The 13317-nt window shown below is 46.9% G+C and carries 12 protein-coding genes; 6 read left to right on the top strand and 6 right to left on the bottom strand.

Going from position 1 to position 13317, the window contains the following annotated elements; genetic code table 11:
• Positions 1 to 7 precede the first annotated feature (7 nt).
• Positions 8 to 838 carry a TPM domain-containing protein gene (locus L990_RS10785; protein WP_047448759.1) on the top strand — a complete coding sequence of 277 codons (831 nt, stop codon included), beginning with the start codon at positions 8 to 10 and terminating at the stop codon, positions 836 to 838.
• 46 nt (positions 839 to 884) lie between these two features.
• Here L990_RS10785 and L990_RS10780 read toward each other — a convergent pair whose 3' ends face one another.
• The 3 genes from L990_RS10780 to L990_RS10770 form a co-directional block, all read right to left on the bottom strand.
• Positions 885 to 2060 (bottom strand): MFS transporter, encoded by a 1176-nt coding sequence (locus tag L990_RS10780; protein ID WP_047448757.1) that lies wholly within the window; start codon positions 2058 to 2060, stop codon positions 885 to 887.
• A gap of 80 nt (positions 2061 to 2140) precedes the next feature.
• Positions 2141 to 2914, bottom strand: coding sequence for a zinc ribbon domain-containing protein (locus L990_RS10775; protein WP_047448756.1), 774 nt, complete (start codon positions 2912 to 2914; stop codon positions 2141 to 2143).
• A 2-nt stretch (positions 2915 to 2916) separates the two neighbouring features.
• The gene (locus L990_RS10770; RefSeq protein ID WP_047448755.1) at positions 2917 to 4017 is read right to left on the bottom strand and encodes a Nif3-like dinuclear metal center hexameric protein; all 1101 of its coding nucleotides are present in this window, start codon (positions 4015 to 4017) and stop codon (positions 2917 to 2919) included.
• 126 nt (positions 4018 to 4143) lie between these two features.
• Here L990_RS10770 and L990_RS20005 point away from each other — a divergent pair, with 126 nt between their 5' ends.
• The gene (locus tag L990_RS20005) at positions 4144 to 4332 is read left to right on the top strand and encodes a hypothetical protein (protein ID WP_156121504.1); all 189 of its coding nucleotides are present in this window, start codon (positions 4144 to 4146) and stop codon (positions 4330 to 4332) included.
• 102 nt (positions 4333 to 4434) lie between these two features.
• On the opposite strand, the gene L990_RS10765 is transcribed toward L990_RS20005, so the two are convergent.
• The 3 genes from L990_RS10765 to L990_RS10755 are packed head-to-tail and all read right to left on the bottom strand — an operon-like array spanning position 4435 to position 6753.
• The gene (locus L990_RS10765; protein ID WP_047448752.1) at positions 4435 to 4773 is read right to left on the bottom strand and encodes a MerR family transcriptional regulator; all 339 of its coding nucleotides are present in this window, start codon (positions 4771 to 4773) and stop codon (positions 4435 to 4437) included.
• Positions 4774 to 4783: 10 nt separating this feature from the next.
• Positions 4784 to 5755: a M23 family metallopeptidase gene (locus L990_RS10760; RefSeq protein WP_047448749.1), complete on the bottom strand. Its 972-nt coding sequence runs from the start codon at positions 5753 to 5755 to the stop codon at positions 4784 to 4786.
• Positions 5752 to 6753, bottom strand: coding sequence for a M23 family metallopeptidase (locus L990_RS10755; RefSeq protein ID WP_052180918.1), 1002 nt, complete (start codon positions 6751 to 6753; stop codon positions 5752 to 5754). Before L990_RS10755 ends, L990_RS10760 begins: the two co-directional genes overlap by 4 nt.
• A gap of 250 nt (positions 6754 to 7003) precedes the next feature.
• On the opposite strand from L990_RS10755, the gene alaS reads away from it, so the two are divergent.
• From alaS to L990_RS10730, 4 genes are all read left to right on the top strand, one after another.
• Positions 7004 to 9622 (top strand): alanine--tRNA ligase, encoded by a 2619-nt coding sequence (gene alaS, locus L990_RS10745; RefSeq protein WP_047448743.1) that lies wholly within the window; start codon positions 7004 to 7006, stop codon positions 9620 to 9622.
• A gap of 147 nt (positions 9623 to 9769) precedes the next feature.
• Positions 9770 to 10435, top strand: a complete 666-nt coding sequence (locus tag L990_RS10740) for an SDR family oxidoreductase (protein ID WP_047448741.1) — start codon at positions 9770 to 9772, stop codon at positions 10433 to 10435.
• Between the two features lie 3 nt (positions 10436 to 10438).
• Positions 10439 to 11365 (top strand): DMT family transporter, encoded by a 927-nt coding sequence (locus L990_RS10735; RefSeq protein ID WP_047448739.1) that lies wholly within the window; start codon positions 10439 to 10441, stop codon positions 11363 to 11365.
• A 165-nt stretch (positions 11366 to 11530) separates the two neighbouring features.
• The gene (locus tag L990_RS10730) at positions 11531 to 13006 is read left to right on the top strand and encodes an alpha-L-fucosidase (protein WP_047448737.1); all 1476 of its coding nucleotides are present in this window, start codon (positions 11531 to 11533) and stop codon (positions 13004 to 13006) included.
• Positions 13007 to 13317 lie beyond the last annotated feature (311 nt).

Here is a 13317-nt window from a genome sequence, read left to right as displayed (position 1 = left end):
AAAGCCAATGAAATTACTTTACAGCATACTATTCGTTGTAATCTCGGCCCTATCCGTTTTTGGACAGAAGTTGCCAGAGCAACCTAATCCACCACGAATAGTCAACGATTTTGCCAACCTACTTTCGCCCCAAGAGGTGCAGCAGCTCGAATCTAAGCTTCGGGCATACAACGATACCACATCTACCCAAATTGCGATTGTCGTTGTACCTTCACTAGACGGTTACGATCCAAGTGAATACGCCTTCGCTCTCGGAAAAAAATGGGGTATCGGCCAAAAAGGGAAAAATAACGGCATCCTCGTTCTTATCAAACCAAAAGTTGGAAATGAACGTGGTCAGGTATTTATTGCTACGGGCTATGGCATGGAAGGCTCCATAACTGACGCCCGCGCAAATCGTATTATCGACCAGACTATAATACCTGCATTTCGGCAAAACAAGTATTACGAAGGGCTGGACCAAGCAACAACGCAGCTCATACAATTTGCCAGAGGTGAATTTAAGGCAGATAAAAAAGGGGCTAAAACAGTATCCCCATTTGCCTCTATCCTAATATTTATTGTGCTGGTAGCCGTCTTTGGAATTATTGCGGCAATAGCCCGCTCCAAAAAATACACCTCTGGGTCAGTTTACTCCTCGGGTGGATTTCAAAGACATAGCTCTGCAGCAAGCAACCTACCTTTCTGGCTCTTGCTTATGGGTATGGGAAGCAACTTAGGAGATAGACACCGAAATAGCGGTAGCGGCTGGAGCGATTTCTCTGGCGGTGGCGGCGGCGGTTTCGGAGGCTTTGGCGGTGGAGACTTCGGCGGCGGAGGTGCTGGCGGAAGCTGGTAAAAACGATCTAGCTAAATATAAAAAAGGTCTCGGAAGAGACCTTTTTCTATTTACAAGTATGAGCCTTGTAGCTCGGTGCCGATATCTTAACGTAGTAGATTATAGCCAGTAAATTGAGTACGGAGGAAACAATCAGAGATGTTGATAAGCTTGTTTTATCGGCAATGATACCGCCAAGCAGCATACCTAGGCCAACTCCAATATCAAACCCAGTAAAGTAGGTTGAGTTAGCCGTTCCGCGCTGGTTATGTGCACCAAAATTCACAATCATGGTTTGTATGGCAGGGAAAAGCATTCCATAACCGCCACCCAACACCAGCGCCATTGCAAAATAAATAAACGACACCTGAAACACCCCCAGCATTCCTACGCCAATCGTAAGGAGAGCCATAGAGATAAGCGCTATTTGGTTAAAAAAGCCCTTATCAATAAACCGCCCTGTGAATAATCGCGATGCGATTACACCAATTGCCATGAGAATAAAGAATAGTCCAACATTCTGTATCCCCATTTCGCGCCCATACAATGCCGCATAGGCCACCAAGAAACCATATGAAAAGCAAACCAGCAAAACGTTAATCCCTACTGGGATTGCTTTTACCAAAATAAACCGATCCAACGATATGGGCTCGTTCCTTTTCTCAATCTGCTTGCGAGGCGCCTTTATCAGCAAAGCAAAAAGAACTCCAAGAGCAGAGGCTGCCATTGAAACCATTGCAATAGAAGGAAAGCCCAAAGAATCGAGCAACGTTAGCCCGACAACAGGCCCCAACGCCATTGCTAGGTTAGATGACATTCCATAAATTCCAATGCCCGTACCTCTTCGGTCTGATGGCATTATATCGATAGCCAGCGTATTTCCCAACGGGATAATTATCCCCCACACAAATCCCTGTAGAATGCGAACCACCAGCAGCATTGCAAATGATGCAAAAAGCGTATAGCCTCCAAAGATGACGGTAAACAGAGAAAAAACTATCACATAAAATGGCTTACGCCTAAGAGAATCTATCAAAAAGCCAGATAGCGGACGAATTACTACCGCCGAAATAATGTAGGACGAGACAATAATCCCCACATCGGAAGGTTCGAAGCCCAATACATTTATAAGGTATATTGGCAGCGTCGGCATTAGCATATAAAAAGCCAGCATCATCAACGAGTTGGCTAGAAAGGCAAAAATAAAGCTAGACGTAAATAGCTTTGCGGAGTTATGTTCCATGCGCTGGATACAATTTAAATTTAGGAGAACAATAAAGGCTGCCTACTACGGGCAGCCTTTACTTTATAATTGGTGGAATGCTATTCTTCGCTTTCGCCAGCAAACGAAGCATCTACAAGGATACGTCCGCAGTACTCGCAAACGATAACCTTCTTGCTTAGCTTAATATCAAGCTGACGTTGTGGTGGGATTCGGTTAAAGCAACCTCCGCAAGCATCACGCTTAACGGTAGCTACGGCCAACCCGTTGCGAGCGTTGCTACGAATACGCTTGTAGGCGTAAATAAGACGAGGCTCGATAAGCTGCTCCAGCTTTTGAGAACGCTCTGTCAACTCGTCCTCCTCTTTCTGAGTTTCAGAGGTGATTTCGTTTAGCTCACGACGCTTGTTTTCTAGGTCGATAGCACGCTCCTGGATGTGAAGCTTTGCATCCTCGATTAGGCGATTCTTGTCCTTAACCTGAACGGTAAACTCACGAATACGCTTTTCTGAAAGCTCTATTTCTAACGTTTGGAATTCGATTTCCTTTGCTAGCGACTCAAATTCGCGGTTGTTGCGAACGTTGTTTTGCTGCTCTTCGTATTTTTTGATTAACCCCTTCGAGTTTTCGATATCCGATTTTTTCTTGGCAATCTGGCTATTTAGATTAAGAATTTCGTTCTCGAGGTTCCTTACGCGGGTGTCCAACCCTTCTATTTCGTCTTCAAGGTCTTGAACTTCGAGCGGAAGTTCCCCTCTTAGCGTTTTAATCTTATCGATTTCAGAATCTACAACCTGAAGCTCATAAAGCGTTCTGAGTCTTTCCTCTACCGAAAGCTCGTTGGCCTCTACGGCTTTGTTTTTTTCTGTTGCCATATTCAGTGAAATAAGTAATTTACTGGGTTATCAATGTACTTCGTCTTGTAAAGTGCGAAATTAACTATTTTTTCCATAATTAAATCATAAAAAATATCAATAGTAAATCGCTCTGTTTCAAAGTGACCTGCATCAACCAGCAGCAGCTTATCTTGGGCATCAATAAAGTCGTGGTATTTTACGTCGCCGGTAACGTACGCATCGGCCTGCTGAGCGGCTGCAAGGCGGGTAAACGAGGCTCCGCTACCGCCACAAACAGCCACCCTCCTCACCTGTTTTCCGGTTGGGTTGGAGTAGCGAAGCAGCTTGGCTCCAAGCTTTCGCTTTACGTAGGCCAGAAAATCGGCTTCGTCCATCGGAAAATCCAAATCGCCAATCATACCAAGCCCTACCTGGGCATACTCGTTTTCGAGAGGAATAATGTCGTAGGCCGGCTCCTCGTAGGGATGCGCTTTTACTAGCGCTTTTATAACACCAGATAGCACCAAGCGCGTGCAGATAACCTCTACTTGCACCTCTGACTCAAAATGCACCTTTCCTAGCTCGCCAACAAACGGCTTGGCTCCCTCCTGCGGACGAAACGACCCCTCGCCGCTAAAGTTGAAGCTGCAGCAATCGTAGTTGCCAATAGCGCCAGCGCCAGCCGCAAACATGGCCGAACGAACCGCGTTGGCATGGCTAATAGGGATAAAGGTTGCCACCTTTACCAGCTGCCCCTTAAGCGGACTCAGAATTTTTCTGTTGGTAAGCCCCAGCACCCGGCTCAGCTTATCGTTTACCCCGCCCCAAACGCTATCGAGATTGGTATGCGCGGCATATAGCGCTATGTTGTTTTGAATAGCCTTGAGCACAATACGCTCTACAGCATTCTTTCCGGTAATTGTTTTTAATCCCGAAAAAATTACGGGATGGTGCGAAACCACCATGTTAGCACCAAGCGAAATGGCCTCCTCGACCACCTGCTCCGACACATCCAAGCAGACAACCACACCGGTTACCTCCATGGTAGGCGAGCCTACAGCCAACCCCGCATTATCGTAGCTCTCCTGGAACTCGCGGGGGGCAACTCCCTCTATCAGCGCTGCTATATCTTTTACTTTCATCCTATAAATGGCTATAAAATCACACGAAAAACAATAAATACCTTTGGAAAAGCGCCACTACCGGCGGAAGATAGCTTTTGAACATCGGAAAACGATAAACGGACTGCGGAAAATGACCATCTACCTTTGGAAAACGCCATCTACCTTCGGAAAATGACCATCTACCTTCGGAAAATCATCATCTACCTTCGGAAAATTACCAACTACCTTCGGAAAATGGGCAACTACCTCCGGAAAATTCATCCCTACCGAAAGAAAAGAGCCATAGACCTGCTGAGAATTGGGCTCCTCGAACAAGCTGCTCGCCTACCGTAAAGGGCTGCTGTACTTACAGGCTGATGGTTAGCCATCCTTCTTAATTAATGGCAACGTACCGACCTGCCGTAAGCGCCCAGCAAGGAGCGCTTGAGGCACCTTTTATGGTAGCTTTGCGCTAACCTCTACCAGCATTTCCCTGATTTTGGTTAGACGGTCGATAATTTCGAAGTTGTGTTCGGCCCCCTCCTTGTTCTCCTTCAGGCGCTTTTGAGCCCCTTCGAGCGTCATGCCCTGCTCCTTTACCAGATGGTAGATGAGCTTAAGGTTGTCAATGTCCTTAACGGTAAATAGACGGTTCCCCTTCTTGTTTTTTTTCGGGTTGATGATGGGAAAATGCTTCTCCCAAAAACGAATGAGCGAAGCGTTTACAGCCAGCATTTCGGACACCTCGCCGATGGTGTAAAACAGCTTTTCTACTTTTGTTTCCTTGTAAGGCATAGCGTAATTTTTAGTCTAAGCTTTGACCGCTACGGCTAACCTTTTGGATTAGCCTATGGTAATCTGCCGGACTAATATCGGCAAAAAAGAAATGCGCAGGATTAACTGGGCGATTATTTTTTACTACTTCGTAGTGAAGATGAGGCGCAACGCTCATTCCGGAGCTTCCAACGGTGCCTATTTGGGCTCCCTTTTTCACGCGTGCACCTCTACGAGCCGTAACCCTTTCGAGGTGGGCGTAAAAAGTCATGTACCCATTTCCGTGGTTAATGAGCACCGAGTTTCCGCTCGATCGGCGGCTGTCAATCTTTACAACCGTACCCTCCGCTGCGGCCAGCACAGCCGAGCCTGCTGGCGCCGTAAAGTCGACCCCGTTGTGCATCTTTAACGTTTTATAGAAAGGGTGGATACGAATCCCCTGCGGGGCTGCCAGCTGGCGAATATCCTTACTTTCTAACGGTATAATAGAGGGTATAAAGTCTACTGAATCTTTTAATCGGGCCGAGAGCTGCTCTACCCTACGCAGCAACGAGTAGGTTGCAGGCACTCCCTTTTGGTTTACCCGCTCTAGCGTAGATTGGCTTTGCTTGATAAGCTCGGTATTATCTTTTCCTTCGATCTCCTCAATTTTAAGAGCATAGGTTCCCCCTGCTAAAAAGACGCTATCCTTGTAGGGCTCGGCCTCAAAAATTACCCGGTAAATATTCTCATCGCGCGTTTGAATATCGCCTACCACCTCCTGCACCTCCTCGTAGCGCTTGTTTAGCTCGCGATACTGCTTCGAGAGCAGCTTATTTTCGTGCTTCAGCTTCTTTTCTATGGGCGTGTCGAAGAAAAAGGAGTACACCGTGTAGTAGATGGCCGAAATTACAGCAGCCGTAATGACGATGTATAAAATTCGGACAATACGCTTTTTGAGCGTAGGTACCACCTTGTGGTAGCTGAGCGACTCGGGGTTGAAATGGTATCTATGCTTGCTCATCGCCTTCTTCTTTTTTTCGATTTGGGCTCCTTAACATCGTGCTTAGCCTTAGGCGCACTGCCGATGATATCCTCGTAGTCGGATAGCTCCATATCGCGGCTGAGGTAGTTTACCGGATTAACGGGCTTGTTACGCACCAGCACTTCGTAGTGCAAATGCGACCCGGTAGACTTTCCGGTGCTTCCCATCAAGCCAATCTTTTCGCCGCGCTTAACGCGCTGCCCCTGCTGCACCAATACCCGAGTAAGGTGCGCGTAACGGGTGTGGTATCCAAAGCCGTGGTTAATCAAAATCTGATTTCCATATCCACGGAAAGAGTATTCGGTTAGCTCAACATAGCCATCGCCTGTAGCGTAAATGGGTGTTCCCTTCGGACCAGAAATATCGATTCCCTCGTGGTATGCCCAACGGTGGTAAACCGGATCCATACGTCCTCCAAAGTTCTCCATAACACGCAGCGGTCCACGTAGAGCAACCGGGTTGATGGCTGGTACGCAAAGCATCATCTTTTCCTTATTCTTGGCCAAAACAGAAACCTGATCGAACGACTTAGACTGCAGGTAAACCTTTTTGGTGATCATATCCAGCTTTTCGGTCATGGAGATGAGGATGTCCGAATTTTCGAAGCCATCCAGCTTGGCATACCTGTCAGCCGATCCGATTCCTGCTTCGCGAACCTCGGATGGAATAATATCTAGCTCAAAAATTGATCGGTAAACGGTATTGTCGCGCTCCTGTATGTCGGTAAGCAGCCGATCGGTTTCGTCAAAGCGCTTGTTAAGCAGCTCGTACTTAACCCTAAGCTCCGCATTCTGACGACGAAGGTTGTGCGACTTGGGCGTATCGAAAAATAGCCCGTAAATAATCATAAAAACAGAGGCAATGGCAAAGCCAATAAGAAAGGTGGCAAGGCCACGGGTGAATCTAGTCTTTAAAGGAATGGCAACGATATCGAACGAGAGCGTCTCCGGATTGAATCGATAGTGCATTTTTGCCATTAAACCTTGGATTGTGAAGTTAACATTTTACTTTTGGAAGGGCGAATCTAGCAGAAATAAACTAATTTTACAACCTGCTAATTTTGGCCATGAAACGGGTAAAACGCCCATTTTATTGCCCGTAACTGTTAATAATTGCAGAGAAGGGGCGCTCCGCTTTGCAGATAGCGCGCCAAAAGGTAACTTGCAAAGCTCATCAAAATGAGCCATAACCTGAAATTAAGTAAAATTGAAATAAAGTCGGTTCTCTATGAATTCGAATGAGATTAGAAAAACATTCTTTGATTTCTTCCGGTCGAAGCAGCACGAAATAGTGCCATCGGCTCCAATGGTTGTTAAAAACGACCCAACGCTTATGTTTACCAACGCTGGTATGAACCAGTTTAAGGACATCTTCCTAGGCAATGCGCCTGCCAAGTATCCACGTGCGGCCGACACCCAAAAGTGCCTCCGCGTATCAGGTAAGCATAACGACCTTGAGGAAGTAGGCCACGATACCTACCACCATACCATGTTCGAGATGTTGGGAAACTGGTCGTTTGGAGACTACTTTAAGGAAGAGGCCATTGCATGGGCATGGGAGCTCCTAACCGAAGTTTACAAGCTACCTAAGGATAGGTTGTACGCATCGTACTTTGGCGGTAGCGAAGCCGATAAGATGGAAGCCGACGTTGAAGCATTCGAAATTTGGAAAAAATACCTGCCAGAGGCACAAATCCTACCAGGATCGAAAAAGGATAACTTCTGGGAGATGGGAGATACAGGTCCATGCGGTCCTTGCTCCGAAATTCATATCGACCTACGCGACGACGACGAGCGCCAAAAAGTGGCCGGTCGCGACCTTGTAAATAAGGACAATCCGCTAGTTATAGAGATTTGGAATAACGTATTCATGCAGTTTAACCGCAAGGCAAACGGCGAGCTAGAGCTGCTACCTGCCAAGCACGTGGATACAGGAATGGGATTCGAGCGCCTGTGTATGGCCCTTCAAGGAAAGAAGAGCAACTACGATACCGACGTTTTCCAGCCAATGATTCTTAAGCTAGCCGAACTTTCCAACAAGAAGTACGGCGAAAATAAGGAGGCAGATATCGCCATGCGCGTTATTGCCGACCACGTTCGGGCCATTGCCTTCTCTATTGCAGACGGACAGCTACCTTCGAACGTAAAGGCTGGATATGTGATTCGTCGCATCCTTCGCCGTGCCGTTCGTTACGGGTACACCTTCCTAGGCTTTACAGAACCGTTCATCAACAAGCTTATTCCAACCCTAGTTGGACAAATGGGCGAACAGTTCCCAGAGCTTAAGTCGCAGCAAACGCTTATAGAAAAAGTTATAACCGAGGAGGAGGCTGCATTCCTTCGTACCCTCGAAACAGGAATTCGCCTTCTTGATAATATCATCGAAAAAGGGAAAGCCGAAAGCAAAAATGAGATTGATGGCAAAACAGCCTTCATCCTTACCGATACCTACGGTTTCCCCTACGATCTTACCGAACTTATTGCCCGCGAAAAAGGATTCACCATCGATAGAGCAGGCTTTGAGAAGGAGCTAGAGGAGCAGAAGAGCCGCTCGCGCAACGCTGCCGCTGTAGAAACCGACGACTGGATGGAGCTTCGTAAGTTCGAAACCGAAGAGTTTATTGGCTACGATCACACCTCGGCTGATGTTGTTATTGCTCGCTACCGTGCGGTAAAAAGTAAGAACAAAACACTTTACCAGCTGGTTTTCGACCGCACTCCATTCTATGGCGAAAGCGGCGGACAGGTTGGTGACTCGGGCTACATTGAATCTGAAACCGAGCGTATCAACATCATTGATACCGTTAAGGAAAACAACCTGATTGTACACATTACCGATAAGCTGCCACAGGATGCTTCGGCAAATTTCCAGGCGGTAGTTAACGAAGAGGCTCGCACAGCAACAGCCAACAACCACTCGGCTACCCACCTTCTTCACTTTGCGCTTCGTCAGGTGCTTGGCACACACGTAGAGCAAAAAGGATCGCTAGTACGCCCCGATGGACTTCGCTTCGACTTTGCGCACTTCCAAAAGGTAACCGACGAGGAAATCCGTCAGGTAGAAAAAATAGTAAACGAGCTTATCCGCAAAAACTCTCCGCTTAACGAATACCGCGAAACTCCAATCGAGGAGGCTCAGAAAATGGGTGCAATGGCGCTATTCGGAGAAAAGTATGGCGATAAGGTACGTGTTATTAAGTTTGGCGAATCGGTTGAGCTTTGTGGAGGAACCCACGTTCCTGCTACTGGCCAAATCGGATTCCTAAAAATTACCACAGAGAGCGCTATCGCTGCCGGTGTTCGCCGTATCGAAGCCGTAACGGCTCAAAAGGCCGAAGAGCTGGTGTACTTCCACCAAGATCTTATTAAGGAGGTAAGTAGCCTATTCCATAACTCTCCAAACCTCGTTAACGCCATCAAAAAGGCTATTGAGGAAAATGTCGACTTTAAAAAGAAGGCAGAAGAGTACATGAAGGAAAAGGCAGTTGCCATGAAGGAGCACCTTCTTAAAAGCATGGAAGACTTAAACGGAAAGAAGCTTATCCGATTTACGCTTGATATGCCGGGCGAAATGGTTAAAGATATAGCCTACCAGCTTCGCGGCCAAATTACCGAAGACCTTGTTTTCGTTGCCGGAACCTACGATGGTGGCAAACCGCTTCTAACCATCATGCTTAGCGACAACCTCGTTGCAGGTGGATTAAATGCATCAACCATTGTGCGCGAAGCAGCCAAAGAGATACAAGGCGGTGGTGGCGGACAGCCATTCTTTGCCCAAGCAGGCGGTAAAAATGCCGACGGAATTGCTGCTGCAGTTGCTAAAGCAGTTGAGCTTGCTACAAAATAGTCAGATTTGTTAGACGTTAGAAACAACGTTAAACTCTAGATAGAATCCCGCCCCTGTGATTGGTCGCGGGATTTTTTCTTTTACCAAAAGCCACAAAAAGCCGCGCTTTCTTGCTATAATTGCAGTCCATCTAAATAAAGGTAAAACATGGCAAAAAATGCGCTAGTAATCGGCGGCGGCTCCGACATGGGCAAGGCAATCATCCAAAAGTTACAGTCAGACTATACCATATACTATACGTACAACACCCCAAAAGAAAATCTGCCCGAAGGAAATCGCCTGCAGCTCGATATTACCAACGTAGAGGCCATCGAAAAAACCTTTGAGCTAATCGGGAATCTGGATTTGGTAGTTACTGCCGCATTTCCCTACATCAATACCGACTTAGCCTCGTTTGACGACTACGAACGTATAGAAAAATTTCTTAGAGGCCACGTTGCGATATTTACCCTTGCCAAAAAACATCTAAACAAAGTGGGGCTACTTGTAAATCTTTTAGGACAAAGCGCCGACTTCGGTTTACCATCCGCTCCACACTACGGCGCCAGCTTTGCCTATATAGATAACCTTGCCAAGAGCTACAACGCCCGCTATGGACGTGCTGGCGAAATGAAAGTTTTTAACCTACAGCTTGGCCCTGTCGAAACGTCGTTATGGGCTGGCGTAAGTACCGACGAACGTAAATATTTCGAAGATAAGGTACTTTCATTCATCCAACCCGACGAAGTAGCCGAGCTGGTTTACAACATCGCACAAATGAAGGTTGTTCCAACCAAGCTGGTGCTCGACGGTTTCTTTAGCTTACCCGAATAGGCTATGGGCAGCACTAAAGGGCTTTCAACACTTATTTTAGGATGCCTACTAATGGGCTCGATGGGCGTTTTTGCCCACTTTATAGAGGGCACACACCCTATTAATGTGCTGCTATACCGTTTCACCTTTTCGCTGGCAGGATTTTTGGTTATTGCAGCACTTTGCCTAGCCTTTAGCCCCAAGTCGGCCAACGCATACATCAAAAGCAACCTTTCTTCCATAAAAAAGCATCCTGTAATCTACCTTTTTACGGGATTGGTGTCGGCTCTTGTAATGGCCACCTACGTTTGGGGTACGCTTCTTTTTTCGCTGGGCATGAGCGTTGTGATGCTTTACACCGCATCCATTTATCTGCCCTTTGCCGAAAAGATGATGCGCCGATATTTCCTCCCCAGCATCCCTAAAACATCATTCGGAACAAAATACTACGTTTCATCGGCCATTAACCTCACCGGATTGCTACTAATTGTGGGTTCTACCCTCTCCAACGCCAATCTAAACGTTGTTGGACTTGTATCCGCCATTTCGTCGGGCTTTTTCTTCAGCATTATGATGGTTATGGTGCGCGCATTAAAAAGCGTTGATGTAGCCCCCGAACATACGCTTATAAGTGGGATTGCCGTAGGATTTGTGCTTTTTATACCCTTCGCGTTCATTCTTCCGGTAACCATTTCGGTTTCAAATATAGGATTTGCGACAGGTCTAGGAGCCTTTGCCACTACCATCGGCGGTATCTTTTATTTTAAAGGATTTAGCAGCGTTCGGGCCGATATTGCCCCGCTGATAGCCTACTTCGAACCAATATTCGGATCGTTACTTGCGCTCATCTTTCTAGGCGAAAAATACTCGCTCCTAGCCATAGTTGGCGTACTTCTTATTATTGGTACAAACTTCGTTTACACCATTTACTCCCGTAAAGCGCTGAAGTAAAACCGATACACTCAAAAAAAGAAGCGGCACTCCGCATTCTAGCATACTTACCGTACTTTAGCAAAGTAGCCAGCCAAAAGTGGCCTATCCAATTTAGTTTTAATATTTTTGTATGGTTAGATTGACTCTACAATCTAATCCTTTATTAACCATGACTCAAACACCATGAGAAAATTACTTTTGATAGCAGCCATCGCCTTCTCGCAGCTTGGCGGATTTGCACAGGCTATCTACGAAGACGAACGCTATGTTCCAGAAACAGATCCTTTAGCAATGGCGAAGGTAAAGCAGTGGCAGGGCCTAAAGTTTGGGCTTCTAATGCACTGGGGAACCTACAGCCAGTGGGGTATTGTCGAAAGCTGGCAGCTGTGCCCCGAAGATGAGGGTTGGTGCGAACGTACGGCCGGAAAAAACTTCAAAAACTACTTCGAATATAAAAAGGAGTACGAAGGATTGAAAAATACCTTCAACCCAACCAAGTTTAACCCCGACATGTGGGCTAAAGCCGCAAAAGAAGCAGGAATGCGCTACGTGGTTTTTACCACTAAGCACCACGATGGCTTCTGCATGTTCGATTCAAAGTATACCGACTACAAGGTAACCGATGCAGCCTGCCCTTTTTCTAAAAACTCGAAGGCAAATATTGCCAAGGAGGTGTTTTCGGCATTCCGCAATCAAGGACTATGGGCCGGAGCCTACTTCTCTAAGCCCGACTGGCATTGCCAGTGGTACTGGGATCCTTACTACCCTCCTTTCGATAGAAACGTGAACTACAACCCCGTTACCTATCCCGAAAAATGGAATAAGTACGTGGAATTTACCCACAACCAAATTCTCGAGCTGCTATCGGACTACGGTAAGATCGATATCCTTTGGTTAGATGGAGGTTGGGTTGCCAAAAAAGACGACAAGGTAATCGCCGAAGCCTATAAAGGCATTATGGACGAAGCTAAAGGCGGTTTTGTAAAGCGCCGCATCGTAAATCAGGATATTAAAATGGACGAGCTGGTAGAAAAGGCACGCCAAAAGCAACCAGGCCTCATTGTTGTAGACAGAGCGGTGCATGGTAAAAACCAAAACTACCTAACGCCCGAAAATCGCGTTCCCGAAAAAACGCTTCCCTACCCTTGGGAGTCTTGCATCATCGCTGGTGGCGGCTGGTCGTACACGCCTAACGCCAAGTTTATGAGCGGACGCGAAGGCGTGCAGCTGCTTGTCGATATTGTAGCTAAGGGTGGAAACCTGCTGCTAAATATTGCTCCTGCCCCCGACGGAACTTGGCCCGATGGCGCCTACAACCTGCTAAAGGAGTACAGCAGCTGGATGAAGGTTAACCAGGAAGCTATTTACGACACCGAACCCGTTGCCCCCTTTAAGGAAAACAACATCTGCATGACTCAAAAAGGTAGCAGCACCTACTTCCTGTATATGGCAAAGGATGGCGAGAGAATTCCCTCCGAAATTGTCATAAAATCGCACCAGCCAGCCAAAGGGGCTAAGGTAACCCTGCTGGGATACAAAGGAAACCTCAGCTGGAAAAAGGATGGTAACGGATTCCGTGTTTCCATTCCTTCCTCGCTCAAAAATACGCCTCCATGCAGCTACGTTTGGACGCTTAAAGTCTCGAAGCTCGCAAAATAAGCTGGCTCTCGTAACAAAACAGCATAGGGCTGCTCCACATAGGGCAGCCCTCTTTTTTCAACAAAGCCGCCATAATATCGTCCCAGCACCCCCTTGCGCGCTTATTCAAGAAAAAACGCCTCCCCTAAAAAGGCAGAGCGACTCTTATGGGGTGAGCCCCTAAGAAGCCGTAAAATCAGGTCTACCAAAAGAAAGAAGACCTCCCTCTACCCTACACCAAAGATCCCTTGTAGCAGGAGACTCTTGCAATGTAAAATAGCCATCCTTTTAAGGCGGTTATTCGAGTTTCTTTAAAAGGTGCTACGATTAAA

This window comes from Alistipes sp. ZOR0009, from assembly GCF_000798815.1.
Taxonomy (GTDB): domain Bacteria; phylum Bacteroidota; class Bacteroidia; order Bacteroidales; family ZOR0009; genus Acetobacteroides.
Note: the sequence above shows the minus strand (reverse complement) of the source record. Positions and strands in the feature narration are given on the sequence as shown.

What these genes read in the sequence shown, in the direction of transcription:
- L990_RS10785 (WP_047448759.1), top strand. Translation starts at nt 8, where the DNA reads ATGAAATTACTTTACAGCATACTATTCGTTGTAATCTCGGCCCTATCC.
- L990_RS10780 (WP_047448757.1), bottom strand. Translation starts at nt 2,060, where the DNA reads ATGGAACATAACTCCGCAAAGCTATTTACGTCTAGCTTTATTTTTGCC.
- L990_RS10775 (WP_047448756.1), bottom strand. Translation starts at nt 2,914, where the DNA reads ATGGCAACAGAAAAAAACAAAGCCGTAGAGGCCAACGAGCTTTCGGTA.
- L990_RS10770 (WP_047448755.1), bottom strand. Translation starts at nt 4,017, where the DNA reads ATGAAAGTAAAAGATATAGCAGCGCTGATAGAGGGAGTTGCCCCCCGC.
- L990_RS10765 (WP_047448752.1), bottom strand. Translation starts at nt 4,773, where the DNA reads ATGCCTTACAAGGAAACAAAAGTAGAAAAGCTGTTTTACACCATCGGC.
- L990_RS10760 (WP_047448749.1), bottom strand. Translation starts at nt 5,755, where the DNA reads ATGAGCAAGCATAGATACCATTTCAACCCCGAGTCGCTCAGCTACCAC.
- L990_RS10755 (WP_052180918.1), bottom strand. Translation starts at nt 6,753, where the DNA reads ATGGCAAAAATGCACTATCGATTCAATCCGGAGACGCTCTCGTTCGAT.
- alaS (WP_047448743.1), top strand. Translation starts at nt 7,004, where the DNA reads ATGAATTCGAATGAGATTAGAAAAACATTCTTTGATTTCTTCCGGTCG.
- L990_RS10740 (WP_047448741.1), top strand. Translation starts at nt 9,770, where the DNA reads ATGGCAAAAAATGCGCTAGTAATCGGCGGCGGCTCCGACATGGGCAAG.
- L990_RS10735 (WP_047448739.1), top strand. Translation starts at nt 10,439, where the DNA reads ATGGGCAGCACTAAAGGGCTTTCAACACTTATTTTAGGATGCCTACTA.
- L990_RS10730 (WP_047448737.1), top strand. Translation starts at nt 11,531, where the DNA reads ATGAGAAAATTACTTTTGATAGCAGCCATCGCCTTCTCGCAGCTTGGC.